Source organism: Aminobacter sp. 01T433, from assembly GCF_056398585.1.
Genome location: NZ_JBFTPR010000005.1, coordinates 560,119 through 577,091 on the forward strand (window position 1 = coordinate 560,119; position 16,973 = coordinate 577,091).

19 protein-coding genes are annotated in these 16,973 nt (G+C 63.5%); 6 read left to right on the plus strand and 13 right to left on the minus strand.

The genetic code is table 11. From position 1 onward, the window contains the following. Positions 1 to 322: 322 nt before the first annotated feature. The 3 genes from xth to AC1DLV_RS12050 form a co-directional block, all read right to left on the minus strand. The gene (xth, locus tag AC1DLV_RS12040; RefSeq protein ID WP_476800272.1) at positions 323 to 1,129 is read right to left on the minus strand and encodes an exodeoxyribonuclease III; all 807 of its coding nucleotides are present in this window, start codon (positions 1,127 to 1,129) and stop codon (positions 323 to 325) included. Positions 1,130 to 1,306: 177 nt separating this feature from the next. Then, positions 1,307 to 1,984, minus strand: a complete 678-nt coding sequence (locus tag AC1DLV_RS12045) for an outer membrane lipoprotein carrier protein LolA (RefSeq protein ID WP_476800273.1) — start codon at positions 1,982 to 1,984, stop codon at positions 1,307 to 1,309. A gap of 117 nt (positions 1,985 to 2,101) precedes the next feature. Beyond that, a complete protein-coding gene (locus AC1DLV_RS12050) occupies positions 2,102 to 4,759 on the minus strand; it encodes a DNA translocase FtsK (RefSeq protein ID WP_476800274.1) in 2,658 nt (885 codons plus the stop codon). Positions 4,760 to 5,245: 486 nt separating this feature from the next. On the opposite strand from AC1DLV_RS12050, the gene AC1DLV_RS12055 reads away from it, so the two are divergent. Further along, a complete protein-coding gene (locus AC1DLV_RS12055) occupies positions 5,246 to 5,665 on the plus strand; it encodes a hypothetical protein (protein ID WP_476800275.1) in 420 nt (139 codons plus the stop codon). Positions 5,666 to 5,809: 144 nt separating this feature from the next. On the opposite strand, the gene AC1DLV_RS12060 is transcribed toward AC1DLV_RS12055, so the two are convergent. The 3 genes from AC1DLV_RS12060 to tesB all read right to left on the minus strand — a co-directional run bounded on the left by AC1DLV_RS12060 (position 5,810) and on the right by tesB (position 8,656). Continuing rightward, positions 5,810 to 7,192, minus strand: coding sequence for an ammonium transporter (locus tag AC1DLV_RS12060; protein WP_476800276.1), 1,383 nt, complete (start codon positions 7,190 to 7,192; stop codon positions 5,810 to 5,812). A gap of 30 nt (positions 7,193 to 7,222) precedes the next feature. Continuing rightward, the gene (locus AC1DLV_RS12065) at positions 7,223 to 7,561 is read right to left on the minus strand and encodes a P-II family nitrogen regulator (RefSeq protein WP_476800277.1); all 339 of its coding nucleotides are present in this window, start codon (positions 7,559 to 7,561) and stop codon (positions 7,223 to 7,225) included. 222 nt (positions 7,562 to 7,783) lie between these two features. Beyond that, positions 7,784 to 8,656, minus strand: coding sequence for an acyl-CoA thioesterase II (tesB, locus tag AC1DLV_RS12070; protein WP_476800278.1), 873 nt, complete (start codon positions 8,654 to 8,656; stop codon positions 7,784 to 7,786). A gap of 92 nt (positions 8,657 to 8,748) precedes the next feature. Here tesB and AC1DLV_RS12075 point away from each other — a divergent pair, with 92 nt between their 5' ends. Beyond that, positions 8,749 to 10,011: a ubiquinone biosynthesis hydroxylase gene (locus tag AC1DLV_RS12075; RefSeq protein WP_476800279.1), complete on the plus strand. Its 1,263-nt coding sequence runs from the start codon at positions 8,749 to 8,751 to the stop codon at positions 10,009 to 10,011. Here AC1DLV_RS12075 and AC1DLV_RS12080 read toward each other — a convergent pair. Both AC1DLV_RS12080 and AC1DLV_RS12085 read right to left on the minus strand, forming a co-directional pair. Then, complete coding sequence (locus tag AC1DLV_RS12080) at positions 10,008 to 10,364, minus strand: YciI family protein (protein WP_476800280.1); 357 nt, start codon at positions 10,362 to 10,364, stop codon at positions 10,008 to 10,010. The two genes, AC1DLV_RS12075 and AC1DLV_RS12080, sit on opposite strands and share 4 nt — an antisense overlap. Continuing rightward, entirely contained in the window at positions 10,361 to 10,573 is a 213-nt protein-coding gene (locus AC1DLV_RS12085; protein ID WP_476800281.1) for a hypothetical protein, read from the minus strand. Before AC1DLV_RS12085 ends, AC1DLV_RS12080 begins: the two co-directional genes overlap by 4 nt. Positions 10,574 to 10,767: 194 nt before the next feature. Between AC1DLV_RS12085 and AC1DLV_RS12090 the strand changes: the two genes are divergently transcribed. Then, entirely contained in the window at positions 10,768 to 11,193 is a 426-nt protein-coding gene (locus AC1DLV_RS12090) for an OsmC family protein (protein WP_476800282.1), read from the plus strand. Positions 11,194 to 11,237: 44 nt separating this feature from the next. On the opposite strand, the gene AC1DLV_RS12095 is transcribed toward AC1DLV_RS12090, so the two are convergent. After that, positions 11,238 to 12,212: an AraC family transcriptional regulator gene (locus AC1DLV_RS12095; RefSeq protein ID WP_476800283.1), complete on the minus strand. Its 975-nt coding sequence runs from the start codon at positions 12,210 to 12,212 to the stop codon at positions 11,238 to 11,240. Between the two features lie 231 nt (positions 12,213 to 12,443). Here AC1DLV_RS12095 and AC1DLV_RS12100 point away from each other — a divergent pair, with 231 nt between their 5' ends. From AC1DLV_RS12100 to AC1DLV_RS12110, 3 genes are all read left to right on the plus strand, one after another. Then, the gene (locus tag AC1DLV_RS12100) at positions 12,444 to 12,620 is read left to right on the plus strand and encodes a hypothetical protein (RefSeq protein ID WP_476800284.1); all 177 of its coding nucleotides are present in this window, start codon (positions 12,444 to 12,446) and stop codon (positions 12,618 to 12,620) included. A gap of 69 nt (positions 12,621 to 12,689) precedes the next feature. Beyond that, entirely contained in the window at positions 12,690 to 12,860 is a 171-nt protein-coding gene (locus AC1DLV_RS12105) for a hypothetical protein (protein WP_476800285.1), read from the plus strand. Positions 12,861 to 12,886: 26 nt separating this feature from the next. Then, a complete protein-coding gene (locus AC1DLV_RS12110; RefSeq protein ID WP_476800286.1) occupies positions 12,887 to 14,005 on the plus strand; it encodes a Glu/Leu/Phe/Val family dehydrogenase in 1,119 nt (372 codons plus the stop codon). Between the two features lie 101 nt (positions 14,006 to 14,106). Here AC1DLV_RS12110 and AC1DLV_RS12115 read toward each other — a convergent pair whose 3' ends face one another. From AC1DLV_RS12115 to AC1DLV_RS12130, 4 genes are read right to left on the minus strand one after another with little or no spacing between them, the layout of a single operon-like run. Further along, entirely contained in the window at positions 14,107 to 14,745 is a 639-nt protein-coding gene (locus AC1DLV_RS12115; RefSeq protein WP_476800287.1) for a YceH family protein, read from the minus strand. 34 nt (positions 14,746 to 14,779) lie between these two features. Next, entirely contained in the window at positions 14,780 to 15,559 is a 780-nt protein-coding gene (locus AC1DLV_RS12120; RefSeq protein ID WP_476800288.1) for a succinate dehydrogenase iron-sulfur subunit, read from the minus strand. Further along, on the minus strand, positions 15,547 to 16,020 hold the full coding sequence (locus AC1DLV_RS12125; protein WP_476800289.1) for a DUF3052 domain-containing protein: 474 nt from the start codon (positions 16,018 to 16,020) through the stop codon (positions 15,547 to 15,549). The genes AC1DLV_RS12120 and AC1DLV_RS12125 overlap by 13 nt, the downstream gene beginning before the upstream one ends. Then, positions 16,020 to 16,877, minus strand: coding sequence for a glycosyltransferase family 25 protein (locus tag AC1DLV_RS12130; protein ID WP_476800290.1), 858 nt, complete (start codon positions 16,875 to 16,877; stop codon positions 16,020 to 16,022). The genes AC1DLV_RS12125 and AC1DLV_RS12130 overlap by 1 nt, the downstream gene beginning before the upstream one ends. Positions 16,878 to 16,973: the final 96 nt, after the last annotated feature.

Here is a 16,973-nt window from a genome sequence, read left to right on the forward strand (position 1 = left end):
ACGGATTGAGGGGACGCTTCCGCCAATCTCGAATGTTCGCGTTTGACACCAGTGGCGAAGGTTCGCGCTTAGCATTGGCGGCAACGTTGACGGTTCGCGGAAACGGCCAACTAAGCCCGTCATTCCCGACCTCGTGAGCGAGTGAAACGAGCGGAGAGTGTCGGGAATCCATGCCGCGACGCTGAAAAGTCATGAACAAAGGGACAGGCGCGTCCGGCCTGCTCGAAACCGCAAGCTTGTCATGCCGTGACGCCGGCAAGTCAGGAACGAGCGAAACCGGCGCGCGTGGCCTGCCCTAACGGCAGGCCGGCCTCACCTGATCTCAGTCCAGATTGAACCTGGCAATCACCGGCACGTGATCCGACGGTCGTTCCCAGCCGCGCGCGGCGCTCAAAATGTCGATGCCGGCGAGATCAGGCGCGAGGTTCGTCGAGGACCAGACATGGTCGAGCCGGCGCCCGCGATTGGAAATCTCCCAATCCTTCGCCCGGTAGCTCCACCACGTATAGATCTTCTGGTCGTCGGGCACATTGAGCCGCATCAGGTCGACCCAATCGCCGGCCTTGCGCATCGCCTCGAAGTTTTCGGTCTCCACGGGCGTATGGCTGACGACGTTGCGCAGTTGCTTGTGCGACCACACATCGTGTTCGAGGGGTGCGATGTTGAGGTCGCCGACCAGCACCGAGGCCGAACTCTCGCCCTGTTCGGCACGGATCGCGTTCATCTCGGCGACGAAGTCGAGCTTGTGGCGGAATTTCGGATTGATCTCCGGATCGGGCTCGTCGCCGCCAGCGGGAACGTAGAAATTGTGCAGCGTCACCTTCTTGCCGCCGGCGTCGAAACGCACCGACAGATGTCGGCTGTCGTCGATCTCGCAGAAGCGGCGCTTCTCCACGATTTCAAGCGGCCGCCGCGCCACCGTGGCGACGCCGTGATAGCCCTTCTGGCCATGGATGGCGATGTGTTCGTAGCCGATCTTGCGAAACGCGGCGGACGGAAACTGGTCGTCCGGACACTTGGTTTCCTGCAGGCACAAGACGTCGGGTGCGTACTCGTTCAACAGCCGCTCGACCAGCGGCATGCGCAGGCGCACGGAATTGATGTTCCAGGTGGCGATGGAAAAGGGCATGGCAGGTTCCGGCAAGACGTTGCGGCGGAAACTGACAGCACGGTCACGCAATGACAAGGCTAGAAGGTGGGCGTGGCCTCACCGGCGCCGCTGTCCACAACTAAGCCGGGCAACGCAGCCGCAAGAGGTTGTCTGGCAACACGCCTTGCCGCGTGGGCGGGCTTGGCGAACAGGCCCTTAGTCGTTCTTCTTTTGGGTGTTGAGCTCGCGGTTGAGCTTGTAGTCGATCTTGAAGGTATCGGCGGGAAACGAGCCGCCCTGCTTGACGTTGAACACCATGACCGTGGTGTCCTTGCCCTGCGCGTCGGTGATGGTCCACTGGCGCAGCTCGTAGGTCTTGGGATCGAACATCATGGTGATGGTCGAGTTGCCGAACACCTGCTTATCCGAAAGCTTGATGGTGGTCAGGTCGTCTTCTTCGGTGACGCTTTTGACCTTGCTGCCGGTCAGATCGATGCGGTCGTCGAGCAAAAGCTTGAGCGGCGTCTTCGACAGCGGATAGAGGTCGGATGTACGCATCTTGGAGTTCAAGATGACCACCGACTGGCCGTCGGAGATGACCTTGAAGTTGGAAGGCGCCTCATAGTTGAAGCGGATCTTGCCCGGTCGTTCGAGGAAGAATTTGCCGCCGGTCTGCTCGCCGCGCGGACCGAACTGCACGAACTCGCCCGACATCGCGCGCACGCTCGAAAAATGATCGGCGATGCGCTGGGCGGCATCGGTAGCCTGCGCCTGCGCCGGCGAATGGAGCCCGAGCACGGGGGCGACGGTCAGCGCCATCGCTGCTGCCAAGCCAAGCAGGCGGCGCCGCGTCAGGCCAAAGCCACCCTTGGTGGCAAAAAGATTGTCTGTCATGCCGATAACTCTCGTCTCATTCCAGTTCGGCAACTCTATCGTCGCCCAGTGGGGCTGAAGTTTGACGCATATCCGCGTCACGCCATCAACGCGAAAACGTGATCGCTGGTTCCGTCCTCACATCTTGTCATCTTCGGTCGGCACCAGGATTTCGCGTTTTCCCGCATGGTTGGCGGCGCCGACGATGCCTTCCTTCTCCATCCGCTCGATAATCGACGCTGCACGGTTGTAGCCGATGCCCAGCCTGCGCTGGATGTAGCTGGTCGAGGCCTTGCCGTCGCGCAGCACCACGGCCACCGCCTGGTCGTAGGGATCGTCCGATTCCTCGAAGTTGCCGCCGCCGCCATTGCCGCCACCGCCCTTGCCCGACGGCTCGTCATCGTCCTCGCCGTCGTCTTCGGTGATCGCGTCGAGATATTCCGGCACGCCCTGGAGCTTGAGATGGGCGACGACCTTTTCGACCTCATCGTCCGCAACGAACGGACCGTGGACACGCTGGATGCGCCCGCCGCCGGCCATGTAGAGCATGTCGCCCATGCCAAGCAGCTGCTCGGCACCTTGCTCGCCCAGGATGGTGCGGCTGTCGATCTTCGACGTCACCTGGAAGGAGATGCGCGTCGGGAAGTTGGCCTTGATCGTGCCGGTGATGACGTCGACCGAGGGACGCTGGGTCGCCATGATGACGTGGATGCCGGCCGCGCGGGCCATTTGCGCCAGGCGCTGGACCGCACCTTCGATATCCTTGCCCGCGACCATCATCAGGTCGGCCATCTCGTCGATGACCACGACAATGTAGGGCAGCGGCGCCAGGTCGAGGTTTTCAGTCTCGTAGATCGCCTCGCCGGTCTGGCGGTCAAAGCCGGTCTGCACGGTGCGTGAGATCTGCTCGCCCTTCTTTTCAGCCTGGCTGACACGGGCATTGAAGCCGTCGATGTTGCGCACGCCGACTTTGGACATCTTGCGGTAGCGGTCTTCCATCTCCCGCACCGTCCACTTCAGCGCCACGACGGCCTTCTTCGGGTCGGTGACGACAGGCGTCAAAAGGTGCGGAATGCCGTCATAGACCGACAGTTCGAGCATCTTCGGATCGATCATGATCAGCCGGCATTCCTGCGGCGTCATGCGATAGAGCAGCGACAGGATCATGGTGTTGATCGCCACCGACTTGCCCGAGCCAGTGGTACCGGCAACGAGAACGTGCGGCATCTTGGCGATGTCGACGATGACCGCCTCGCCATTGATGGTCTTGCCGAGCGCCAGCGCAAGCTTCGCCTTGGTCGTCTCGAAGTCGCGGCTCGCCAGGATCTCCCTGAGATAGACGGTCTCGCGCCTGGCGTTGGGCAGCTCGATGCCGATGGCATTGCGCCCCGGCACGACAGCGACACGCGCGGCGATCGCGCTCATCGAACGCGCGATGTCGTCGGCCAGGCCAATAACGCGCGACGACTTGATGCCAGGCGCCGGCTCAAGCTCGTAGAGGGTAACGACCGGACCGGGACGGACATGGATGATCTCGCCCTTGACGCCAAAGTCCTCGAGCACGCCTTCAAGCAGGCGCGCATTCTGTTCGAGCGCGTCCTTCGACAAGGAGGCATCGCGGACCACGTTCTTGGGCTCGGCCAGGAAATGCAGCGACGGCATCTCGAAGGTCTCGGCGCCGATCATCGTGGTCTGCGCCTCGCGCTGGACACGGGCGCCTGGAGCCGGACGAGGCGCTGGGGCTGCGACACGCGCGGCGGGCGAACCATTCGCCGGCGAGCGGAAATTCTGCACCTGGGCGTTGGCACCCCGGCGTGGCTCGGGCGAAACATCCATGTCGTCGTCGCCGAAGACGTCCTGGTCTTCCGGATCGATCGAAACGGAGCGCTCGTGCGCCACCATCTGGGCGAAGAATTCGGGCTCGACCCGCGCGCGGCCACTGGGGCTGACACGCTGCTCGGCGCGTTCGGCCGATTCGACACGCTCGGCCGCCTGCCGCCAGGCACTCTCGCGCTTCACCGGCGGCATGTCGTAACCTTCCAGCTCGCGGCGCTTGGCGGCGCGGCGGCGCAGATAGGCCTTGGCCGACAGCCACCAATGCGTGATCGCACCGAGCGCCAGCACCCCTTCATTGTCGTCGTCTTCTTCATCGTCGAAGCTGGCGAAGTCCTGTTCGCGCATGTCGGGCTTGGGCTTGGGATTGACGACCGCAAAGCCGTTCTCGCGGTTGAGCAAGCCAGCGCCAAAGGCAAACAGCCAGATAGCGGGGGCGATCAACAGCACACCTATGACGGTGGCGATCAGCCCGGTGGGATAGCCGCCAATGAACAGGCCCGGCACCTTGAGCACCATGTCGCCGAAGACGCCGCCAAGGCCGGTCGGCAACGGCCAGGTTGGCGGCGCGCCGACGCAGCCTGCGATCGCTGCGGCCAAAAGGGCCGAGCCGAACCAGACAAGGCCGCGCTTGGGCATGCGGTCGACGCCACGCGCGGTGACAAACAGCACGCCCCAGATCACGGCTGGCATCAGGGCCGCGACTGAGGCCAGGCCGAAGAACTGCATGGCAAGGTCGGCGAACACGGCACCGGGATAACCCATGGCGTTGGTCACGGGGCTGTCGGTGGCATGGCTGAAGCTCGGGTCGGCGACATTCCAGGTGCCAAGTGCCGCCAGGCCGAAGGCCACGAAGGCAAACAAACCCAGGCCCGCCGCGCGGCCTGCCTGCCGTCGCGCGAATGCCTGAATGCCGTGCCCTGCGTCGGTCAGCGCGAGCGGTGAGGAAACCCCAGAACGCATGCCTCGTCCCCGTCCATTGATGCCGTGGCCCACATGCGAACGCATCGCGGGCAGATTCGGTTGTCAGACTATCGAGGGGAAGGTTAAGGCCGCATTAAGGTTAAGCCATCGTTCACGTTATCCGTGCATCGGCCGCAGCCCACAACGCTTGATCCGCCGTGTCCATGCTGTCAGCGGCCGAGTCAGGCGCGGTCGAAAATGGCGACGAGATGCTGGAAGTCATCCGTGGAGATCTGGTCGGCGCCCCCGCCGGTACGGGCCAGAAATTTGCGCAGTTGTGGGAAGACCGGGCAACCCGACCACCAGTCTCAACGGCATCATCACGCCGGAGGCGTGATTCAATCCGGCAGTTCTCAGGTCCTTGGCAAGTCCCAAACCCCGCTCCCAGGAGCGGGCTTTTTCCATGAGCGGGCCTATTCGGGCTTGCCCCGGCGCTCGCACCGCCATACCTTCCAATATTAGCAAGAGCTAAGACAGGAGGCGACGATGAAACACCATACCATCGAGCAACTGCAGGCATTCGCTGATATCCAACCCGCAGCTCCCTATCTGCCCATGACGCGGACCCAGCGCCTCGAACGCTGGGCCCAATTGCTGGAACACCAACCCGAACGGCGCCTCGGCACGCTTCCGGGCACTGAATATGCCCCGCGCGCCGAGCGCATGACGATGCGTGTCACGGGTTCGCCGCTCACCGTGGCATTCGAGGATCCGCACTTCCGGTCCTCCGGCCTCAATGACGACAGCTACGGCGAAGCCAAGCGCTTCTTCGACCTGTCCGACCGGCAGCTGCACAACATCGTTTGCTACTGCCACTTCGGCGAAGCCGTCAGAGGCGCCAGCGCCGCCCGGCGCGTTCGCGCAGCAATGGGCTGGTGGCCACGAATCCAGGCGTTCTTCGCCTGATTGCTACGGGTGTTTGCATAAAAGGAGGCCCGGATTGCTCCGGGCCTCAAAGCGTGGCTGCTTTTCGGGCGGCCACGACGGGATAGGGAGGATGCGGCGGCAAAGCTGCAACTCCGCCGCCCCTGGTGATTAAGAGTGGGGTGACTACGAGTGGTAGGCCACCTCGCCATGCGACGTCAGGTCGAGACCTTGGCGTTCGGCTTCGACGCTCGGGCGCAGGCCGATGAGCAGATCGACCAGCTTGTAGAGCACCAGCGAGCCGATACCGCACCACAGCACCGTCACTGATACGGCGAGGAACTGGGTCCACACCTGGCCGCCGATCGAAAGCGTGCCATAGCCGACGCCGCCCAGCGCCTTGGCGTTGAAGACACCGGTGCCGATGGCACCGACGATGCCGCCGACGCCGTGGATGCCGAACACGTCGAGCGAGTCGTCATAGCCAAGCTTGATCTTCACCACCGCCACGAAGAAGTAGCAGACGGCCGAGGCGATCGCGCCGAGCACGATCGCACCGACCGGACCGACAAAGCCGGCCGCCGGCGTCACGGCAACAAGACCCGCAACCATGCCCGAGGCCGCACCCAGCATCGATGCCTTGCCGCGCGTAACCACTTCGATGATCACCCAGGCGAGAATAGCGCCTGCGGTGGCGGTGAAGGTGTTGATCATGGCAAGTGCCGCGCCGCCATTGGCTTCGAGGTTGGAACCGGCGTTGAAGCCGAACCAGCCGACCCACAGGATCGAGGCGCCGACCATGGTCAGCGTCATCGAGTGCGGCGCCATGTTGTCCTTGCCGTAGCCGATGCGCTTGCCGACCAAAAGGGCGCCGACGAGGGCAGCGATACCCGCATTGATGTGCACGACGGTACCACCAGCGAAATCAAGCGCGCCCCAGCCATAGATCAGGCCATCCGAATCCCAGACCATGTGGGCGATCGGGAAGTAGACGAATGTCACCCACAGCGCCACGAATAGCAGCACCGCCGGGAACTTGATGCGCTCGGCGAACGAGCCGACGATCAGTGCCGGCGTGATGCAGGCAAAGGTCATCTGGAAGACGATGAAGACATATTCGGGAATGACCACGCCCTTGGTGAAGGTCGCCGCCATGCTTTCAGGCGTCACCCCCATCAGGAAGGCTTTGCCGAGGCCGCCCCAATAGGGGCTCGGTGCGTCGCCAAAGGCCATCGAATAGCCCCAGAACGTCCAGATCACGATCACCAGCGCCACGATCATCGTGCACTGCATCAGTACCGACAGCATGTTCTTGGCGCGCACCAGCCCGCCGTAAAACAGCGCCAGGCCCGGCAGCGCCATGAACAGCACCAGCAGCGACGAGGTCAGCATCCAGGCGACGTCGCCCTTGTCCATGACGTCGGCAGGCGCAGGCGCTGCGGCCGCAACTTCAGCGGCCGCCGGGGCGGTTTCCTGGGCGAAGGCCGCGACCGTTCCCAGTGCGGTGAGCGCGAGCGTGCCAAGCAAGGCCGAGCGCGCCGCCGTCTTCAATCTTGAAGGAATTTGCATTGAGGTCTCCATGACAATTGGTTGGCCCGCTCAGAGCGCGTCGGTATCGGTTTCGCCGGTTCGGATGCGCACGGCCTGGTCGATGCCGAAGACAAAGATCTTGCCGTCGCCGATCTGGCCGGTCTTGGCGGCAGTGACGATCGCCTCGACGGCCTTGTCGACGAGGTCGGTTGCGACGGCGACTTCGATCTTGATCTTGGGCAGGAAGCTCACGGCATATTCGGCGCCGCGGTAAATCTCGGTATGCCCCTTTTGCCGCCCGTAGCCTTTGACTTCGGTGACGGTCAGGCCCTGGATGCCGACATTGGTGAGCGCTTCACGCACCTCGTCGAGCTTGAAAGGCTTGATGATTGCCATCACGATTTTCATCAGGTTTCACCCCTTGCTGATGCGGGTCCCCCGCGTTTGCAGTCATCGCCAGCGGACCCGAAAGCCACCAGTGAGTGACTCAGGTTATTCAAGCTCCGTGCCAGTTTGCGCTGACGCCGATTAAGCTACTGAAATTGAACAGAAATGCTCTGCAGGCGCGCAGCATCCTTCGCAGGCGTAGCAAAGCGCCTGCTTACAGAATGTGCACAAATGCTAAAATGCCTATTTTGTAGGCTTGGTGCGCAGGCGGATCAGCCCTTCCTGTGCCACCGAGGCAATCAGCGTGCCGTCCTGGGCGTAAAGCGCGCCGCGCGTGAACCCGCGCGAACCTGAGGTCGAGGGGCTGTCTTGAGTGTAGAGCAGCCAGCCGTCGAGCGGATGCTCGCGATGAAACCACATAGCATGGTCAAGGCTTGCCGCCTGGATGTCGGGATCGAAAATGCCGCGGCCATGGGCAAAGGTTGCCGTATCGAGCAGCGTCATGTCGGAGAGATAGGCAAGCACGGCGCAGCGCAAGGCACGGTCGTTCGGCACCGGGCCGGTCAGGCGGATCCAGACTTTCTGCAGCGGCGGCAGCTTGTCTCGGCTCGAATAGTGCTCGGCATAGACCGGACGCAGCTCCAGCGGCCGCTCCTTGGCCCAGAACAGCCTTATCTGCTCGGGCACATGAGTTGCCTCCTGCAACAGCTCGCGCTGCGACTTCAGCTCCTCGGGCGGCGGCACGTCAAGCGGCATCGGCATCTGGTATTCGAGGCCGGTCTCTTCGACCTGGAACGAAGCCTCGAGCGAAAAGATCGCATGGCCATGCTGGATCGCCACCACGCGCCGCGTGGTGAAGCTTGAGCCATCGCGGATGCGGTCGACCTCGTAGATGATCGGCACGGTGATATCGCCCGGCCGCATGAAGTAGCCATGCAGCGAATGCACGTGCCGGTCGGGCTCGACAGTGCGCTGTGCTGCGACCAGCGCCTGGGCGATGGTCTGGCCGCCGAACACCCTTTGCCACTGAACCTGCGGGCTGCGACCACGATACAGGTTGTGTTCCAGCTTCTCGAGATTGAGAATGCTGAGAAGCTCTTGTATTCCGGCCGGCATGCTTTCCCCTTTTCGGGACGAAGTATCCCCGGTTTCCAGCAGGAAGCCCCCGTCGAGTCAAGGCGGGAAGCCTAGTCGTAAAGGACGCCGCCATGGTCACACGCGAATCTGACGACAATAAATCGACGCAGCTCGATGTGCTGGTCGCCGGTGCTGGCTATGTCGGCCTTGCCACTGCCGTGTCGATCAAGCAGGCGCGGCCCAATCTGCACATCGCCATTGTCGACGCAGCCCCCCCCGAGGTCTGGCGCAAGGACGGCCGCGCTTCGGCGATTGCCGCCGCCGCCTGCCGCATGCTCGGCCAGCTCGGCTGCTGGGATGAGATCGCGCCCGAGGCGCAGGCGATCACCAGCATGATCATCACCGATTCCAAGACGTCCGATCCGATCCGCCCGGTCTTCCTGACCTTCGACGGCGAAGTCGGCGCGGGCGAGCCCTTCGCCCACATGATCGAAAACAAGTTCCTCAACGGAGCGCTGCGCCGCCGTGCGGCCGAACTCGGCATTGACATCATCGAAGGTGTCGCCGTCCAGGCCTTCGAAGCCGGCGTCGCCGGCTCCAAGGTCCATCTGGCCGACGGTATCAGCTTCGACGTAAAACTCTTGATCGCCGCCGATGGGGTAAATTCCAAGCTGCGCGACATGGCTGGCATCAAGACCGTGCGATGGGAATACGGCCAGTCCGGCATCGTCTGCACGGTGGCGCATGAGCGCCCGCATGGCGGCCGCGCCGAGGAGCACTTCTTGCCCGCCGGGCCTTTCGCCACGCTGCCGCTCAAGCCGACCAAGGAAGGCGTCAACCGCTCCTCGATCGTCTGGAACGAACGCACCGAAGACGCCGAAAAGCTGGTCAATGGCGACCCCTTCGTCTTCGAGGTCGAACTCGAGCAGCGCTTCGGCCTCCAGCTCGGCGAGATCCGCGTCGAAGACAAGCCGCGCGCCTGGCCGCTCGGCCTGACGCTGGCCCGCGCCTTCGTCGCCAACCGCTTGGCCCTTGTCGGCGATGCCGCCCACGGCATCCACCCGATCTCCGGCCAGGGCCTCAATCTCGGTTTCAAGGATGCGGCAGCCCTTGCCGAGACCATCGTTGAGGCCGACCGGCTTGGACAGGATATAGGCTCGCTTGACGTGCTGGAGCGCTACGAACAGTGGCGCCGCTTCGACACCGTGCGCATGGGCGTCACCACCGACGTGCTCAACCGGTTGTTTTCCAACGACATCGCCCCCATCCGCGCCATCCGCGACATCGGCCTCGGCCTCGTCGACCGCGTGCCGCGTCTCAAGGACTACTTCATCCGCCAGGCCTCGGGCCTGACGGGCGAAACCCCGCGCCTGCTCAAGGGCGACGCGATCTAGGACCCCGGAATGTCGTAGATCGCCCGCACTTCGATCTGCCCCATCGCGGCAAGGGGGATGTTCGAGGCGATCTCCACCGCCTCTGCCTCATCGGTCGCCTCGATCATGACGAAGCCGATGAGCTGCTCCTTGGTCTCGGCGAAGGGGCCGTCGGTGACCAGCTTCTTGCCATTGCGGCGCTTGACGGTTTTGGCCGTCTTCACCGACTGCAGCGCTTGCGCCGCGATCAGCTTGCCGTCTTTTTCCAGCATCCTGTCATATGCGAGCGAATCTGCATCGAGCTTCGCCGCAGCGTCCCGCGACAGCGCGCCGAGCTGCTGTTCCTCATGATAAACCAGGCAAAGATACTTCATCCCACGCTCCCTTGCTGTGTTGGAAAACCTATCACCGGTGCCGCGGACTTGCTGGAAACTACCGCCCTGTCGAAAACCAAACCCACCAAGATGATGATGAGGAATGCCAGAAGCATCCGGCCGACGCCCGAGGACGGCACATGAAATCCATCGGGCGCATTCGTCCCGACAATTCCTTTTCCCAGATCGCCATGCGGTAAAAGCTGCATCTCACCCTCCGGCAGGCCGCAACGACAGGCCGCGACCTCCCAAGGACGGTACGACAGACGATATCCAGACATTTTCGCGAGACTGTTTTTTCCAAGGCCACGGTTTTCTCGCCCGGCGCTCATGCGAAGGTGGCATGCACGCGCGGCAACGCTATAGTCTTTCTTTCGCCGCTCAGTTGAACAGGAGAAACGTTATGAACCACAGCGCCAACGCCGTCTGGAAAGGCAATCTGAAGGAAGGTTCGGGAACGCTCGACACGCAGAGCGGCGCACTCAAGAGCCAGCCCTATTCGTTCAAGGCGCGTTTCGAGGATGAAACCGGCAAGTCGGGCACCAACCCCGAAGAGCTGATCGCCGCAGCACATGCCGGCTGCTTTGCCATGCAGCTGTCGCACTTCCTCGCTGAAAACGGCACGCCGGCCGAAAAGCTCGACGCCAAGGCAGTGGTGACCTTGATCCCCGGCACCGGCATCACCGAAAGCGCGCTCACCCTTGTCGGCACCGTGCCCGGCATCGATGCGGCGAAGTTCCAGGAACTGGCAGCCAAGGCCAAGGAAGGCTGCCCGGTCTCCAAGGCACTCGGCGCGATCAAGGTTTCGCTCGACGCCAAGCTTGCCTGACGGAAACGATCACGTGCGCCGGGCAATGCTCGGCGCGCGCTTGCTCACGCCGCCAGCGTTTCGGCGCGAATATCCGATGGCGTAGCATTGTAGCGCTTGCGAAACGCCCTGTTGAAATAGGACAGGTCGTTGAAACCGGCCTCATAGGCGATATCGGTGATGCTGTGGCGCGCCCAGACCGGGTCGCCCAGCATCCGGTGCGCGCGCTTCAGCCTTTGGCCGAGCGCGAATTCGGTAAACGACAGCCCCTCGCTTTCGAACAGCTTCCTGACATAGCGCGGCGACAGCCTATGCTCGGCGGCGATCTCTTCGGCCGAGATCCCACGCAGGTCAGCACGCGCCGCTATATCCGACTTGATCGCCGCCAGCCGCGCGGCGCGTAGGCCGCGCCCCAGCGCCACCTGCTCCGCGTCACGTGTCGCGCCCAGCGTCAGCGCCGTCAGGTCGAGCAGATGGGTCGCCACCATGCGCGCCATGTTCCCGGGCAATGCCTCGTCCAGCTGCTGCAATGCCGTTGCGTAGCTCAACAGCAGGCGCATCGGCCCCTCATGCACCGGGATCGGCCGCATCATCATCTGGGAGACGTCGCCCAGCAAAGGCTGCAACGCCTTCCGCTCGAGGCGCATATTGACGTAGGTAAAGCCCGGCCGCGTCACATTCGCACCCACCTGGCCGCCGGGCACGAACATCGCGCAGCCAGGCAGCACGCTTTCTTCCTGCCTGCCGATCTGCATGTGGCTGCCGCCGGCAAGTGCTGCGAGCAGGATGATGTCGTCATTGTCGACCATCTGCGATGTGACGCCGACCCGGATCGGCGAGGCGACACCTGTGGCAATGCCTATGCCCGGAAGCAGCCTGACCCGCATGTCCATGTGGATGGGCGAATCGTCCACTGGCTCCAGGTCGGCATTGAGAATCGTACGACCATAGACCTCGCGCAGCACCGGCAGTCTGTCCTGCGCCGGCAGGTCATCGGTCATCAGGCGGAATGAAGCGAACTGTCCGTTAGCACTCGTCATCGGATCAACTCATGTTACGCAACACAACCAACACGTGAAGTCGCGCCTTTTAGTTCGCGTTATTCGATCAGTCAATACGGCGCCCGACAGTCCGCGATGGGCCCATTTTGGGTGGCCGCCTGGGCCGCATCATGGGGCCGCACAGTCCAAGATCGCGCCAACGAGGCCATCTAGTTTGCCGCTCGAAGTCGAAGCGGGTCCAGTCCCGACGGCGGAACGAGGAAACCGGGCATGCACCACCTTCAGTTCCTGAAGACGCTCGCGGCTCTCGCCGCTGCAGGCTTCAACCCGCGTGCTTTTCTGGCTCCGATGGCTTTCGGCGGCAAGCTTCCGAAGCCGGGCGAACCGAAGCGACCGGAGCAGCCGGCAAAGGAACCGCCAACGGAGCCTGACAAGCCGGAACATTGAACCGTCGCCCTGGCGACGCACATGGAATGACAGGTTGGCTGCCATAGGGTGCCAGAGGGTGTGGCATCGATGCGGCAGCACAGCGGGCCGGACGCAGGGGGGCAGACCAGCGTCCGGCCATCTTTTTCATCACCGGCAATCTTTTCGTTTGTTGCGCGGCTGGCCGCGCAGGCGCAATGCGCGGTCGCCGCGCTGGGCCACTTCGAAACCAAAAATCGCCTGATCGGTTTATCCTTCTGAGGACCAGCTCACCGGGAGGAACCCTCATGCTGAACGTCCTTGAACCGCGCAACCCGCAACTGTCGGCCGCGACCACGCTCGAAATCACCGACATCACCGCTGATGTCGCCCATCTCGATGGTTTCGACCATCACGAGCAGGTCTGGCTCGGCCGCGACACCGCGCGCGGGCTGACCGCCATCGTGTCGATCCATACCACAGTGCTCGGGCCTGCTTTAGGCGGCACGCGTATCTGGCCGCACAAGAGCTTTGAAGCCGGTGTTATCGACGCGCTGCGCCTGTCGCGCGGCATGACCTTCAAGTCGGCCATCGCTGGCCTGCCGCTCGGCGGCGGCAAGGCGGTCATCATCGCCGACGCCAAAAAAGACAAGACGCCTGCGATGCTCGATGCCTATGCCGAGATGCTCAGCGCGCTCGAAGGCCAATACATCACCGCCGAAGATGTCGGCATGACCTTGGCCGACGCCGATTTCCTTGCCGAGCGCGCGCCCAATGTCAGCGGCACCACCAAGGGCGGCAGCGGCAACCCCTCGCCCTTCACCGCCCAGGGAACCTTCCTCGGCCTCAAGGCAGCCCTTCGCCACCGCACCGGCAGCGACGATCTCATGGGCGTCCGCGTCGCGGTGCAGGGCCTGGGCTCGGTCGGCTGGTCGCTGTGCGAAAAGCTCCATCGCGAAGGTGCTGTCCTCACCGTCTCCGACCTCGACCCAGCCCGCACCAACAGCGCGGCTGAAGCCTTCGGCGCGACGGTCGTTACCGGCGATGCCATCCTGTCGGCCGATGTCGATGTCTTCGCGCCCTGCGCGCTTGGCGGCATCCTGTCCGCCGACACCATCCCGCTGCTCAAGGCAAAGATCGTCGCCGGTGCCGCCAACAACCAGCTCGCCACCGCCGAAGACGGTACTCGCCTGGTCGAAAAAGGCATCCTCTACGCCCCCGACTACGTCATCAACGCCGGCGGCGTGATCAACGTCGCTGCCGAGATGGCCGATGGCGGCTACAGCGTCGAGGCGGTGATGCCACGCGTCGAAAAGATCGCGACGACGCTCACGAAGATCTTCGCGCGCGCCGAGCGCGAGGGCCGCACCACCGACGCCGTCGCCGAAACCATGGCCCGCGAGATCGTCGAAGACGCACGCAAGTAAGCCGACTTCCCTTCTTCCCATGTGGGAGAAGTGTCGCCACTTAGCAAAAACGGCCCGGCTGCTTCCGCAACCGGGCCGTTTTCAATTGTTCTGCCGTTCGCCTATGCGCCGACAGCGTCGAGCCGCGCCTTGAGTGCGGCCACTTCCTCTTCCAGAAGGCGGACGCGTTCCTCGAGCTCCGAAACAATGGGGGCGGTGGCGCTCGGTGCCCGACTTGTCGTGATAACCGCAGCATCGACATCACCTGATAAAAGATGCGCAAAGCGATCCTCGCGCTGGCCGGGTGCGCGGCCGATCTCCTTGACCAGCGCCGGCCTGCGGCCGATCAGCATGTCGAGTTCGCTGCGCAGGGCGTCGGCATCGGCGAAATTCGCCATGCGCTCGGTGCGGGCGAGCAGTTCGTAGACGGTCTGCGGTCCGCGTAGCAGAAGCATGCCGATCAGCGCGCTCTGGTTGCGCGTCAGCGAGAATTTCTGCGCCATCTGATGTTCGTAACGCTCGACGCGCGAGGCGAATTGCTGCTTTGCCAGTCCCTTCGCCTGCAGCGAACCAAGTGCCCTGGTGACGTCGACCATCTCCAGGGCCATGACTGGCTCGCGCGACGTCTTCTGGTTGGCGGCGGCCACCAGCGCATTCGACGTCATCGGATAGACGTCGGGCGTCAGTTCCTTCTTCTCGATCAGGCAGCCGAGCACACGTGCTTCGACCGGGGTGAGGTTGGGAAGGTCTGTGTCCGTCATATCAGCTGTTACCTCAGACCCGCCGATCGCCGAGCTAGACCCGGCGCTCGACCATCATCTTCTTGATCTCGGCGATCGCCTTGGCCGGGTTCAGACCCTTCGGGCAGGTCTGGGCGCAATTCATGATCGTGTGGCAGCGATAGAGCCGGAACGGGTCCTCGAGATTGTCGAGGCGCTCGCCCTTGGCCTCGTCGCGGCTGTCGATCAGCCAGCGATAGGCCTGCAGCAGCGTTGCAGGGCCAAGATAGCGGTCACCGTTCCACCAGTAGCTCGGGCACGAAGTCGAGCAGCAGGCGCACAGGATGCACTCGTAGAGGCCGTCGAGCTTGGCGCGGTCCTCGTGGCTCTGCAGCCACTCCTTCGCCGGCTCCGGCGAAACCGTCTTCAGCCACGGCTCGATCGAGCGGTGCTGGGCGTAGAAGTTGGTGAGATCGGGCACCAGGTCCTTGACCACCGGCATGTGCGGCAGCGGGTAGATCTTCACCGCGCCTGAAATGTCGTCGCAGCCCTTGGTGCAAGCCAGCGTGTTCGAGCCGTCGATGTTCATCGCGCAGGAACCGCAAATGCCCTCGCGGCACGAGCGGCGCAGCGTCAGCGTCGGGTCGATCTTGTTTTTGATGTAGAGCAGCGCGTCCAGCACCATCGGGCCGCAATCGTCGACATCGACGAAATAGGTGTCGATGCTCGGGTTGTCGCCATCGTCAGGCGACCACCGGTAAATCCGGTATTCGCGCAGATTGGTCGCACCCTCCGGCTTCGGCCAGGTCTTGCCCTGCTTGATCTGCGAGTTCTTGGGGAGTGTTAGTTCGACCACGATCGGTTCCTCACAGCTTGGCGCAGTTCCTTGCGGATGACGAGCTTGAGCCCGCTCCACACGGCGTCCACGGCACAGACCTTTACGTCCACCAACCCTTGCGGCAGTGCGACGTCGCGAATGACATCCTCGGTGATGTCGGTGGCGATCTTCGCTGCCTTCTTGGGCCAGGAGATCCAGACAGCGCCATCGGGCGCGATCATCTTCTTCAATGTCTCGACATTGCCTTCGAGATCGGCGCGGCGCTTGGTGAAGGCATGAACCACGTCATGCCCCTCGCCGGCCTCGGCAAGCGCTGGCCAGCCGGTCAGCGCCTTTGCCGCGAAATCGCGCGACACGGCCAGTTCGCCAAGCTCGTCGGGAAGGCCAACGAACACCACGCTCTGGCCGTCCTTGAGGCCGAGCTTGGCCGCCAGCGGCACAGCCGAATATCCTGCACCGGGGTGCGCGGCGGCCATCATCACGCGGCCTCCAGCGCCAGGTGGCGCATCTGCTGGCGCACGTCGTCGCTGCACCACGGCGCCATGGTGAGCTTGAGCAGCGACAGCGGCGAACCGTGCATCGCGGCGAGCCACAGCTTGAGCCTGAGGGTGCTGCGCATGAGCCCCTGCTGGACAAAATGGAACGGATCGCGGCGCTTGACGTGGCGGTGCGGCGTGCGCAGCTCGCCCATGGTCGTATCCGAGCCGGCCTGGACGATGAGCCAGGGCGACAGATGCATCACATCGCAGCCATGCAGCCCCGGATTGCAAATGAAATCATCCACCGGCAGAAGCTGCTTGCCCGCCTTGGCGATCAGCTGTGCTGCGGCCTTGCGCGTCACCAGATAACCAGCGCCGCCCGAAGACGGCCGGAACGACCGCACAAGCCCCGCCTTGCCAAGGCCAAGCACTGGCAGTGCCATGCGGCCGCCGGCCTGCACCTTGCCTTCCATCTTGACCACGTCGAAGTCGATGCCGCTGGCAAGCAACCGCCGCATGGCGTCTTCAAAGCCGTCAAGCGGCACCGCGTCGTCTTCCAGGATCACCGCGTGTTCATGATCGGTTTCGAGAAACGCCTTCAGCGCCAGCATATGGCTGGCAAAGCACGCCTCTTCGACCAGCGCGAACATGCGGTGGCGCAGCGGGTTCCAGCCAATGCCATTGGGCGGCATGGTCAGTTTCTGGCCCCGCACGGCAAGCACTTCATCCGGGTTACGCGCATCGACCGCTCTGACGCGTGCAAGCGGCCAAGGCATCGCGCCGAACAGCCGCTGGATCTCGGCCCAGCGATGCGGCGAGCGGTCGAGATTGATGGCGAAGAAAGCGAGTTCGCTCATGGCCGGCAACCCCGGCCATGACTGGCGCGCGCGCAAGCGCGGACGGCCGTTACCGGCCCTCCCGCTTGGTCAGCACGGCGCCGCGGTTCCGCCATG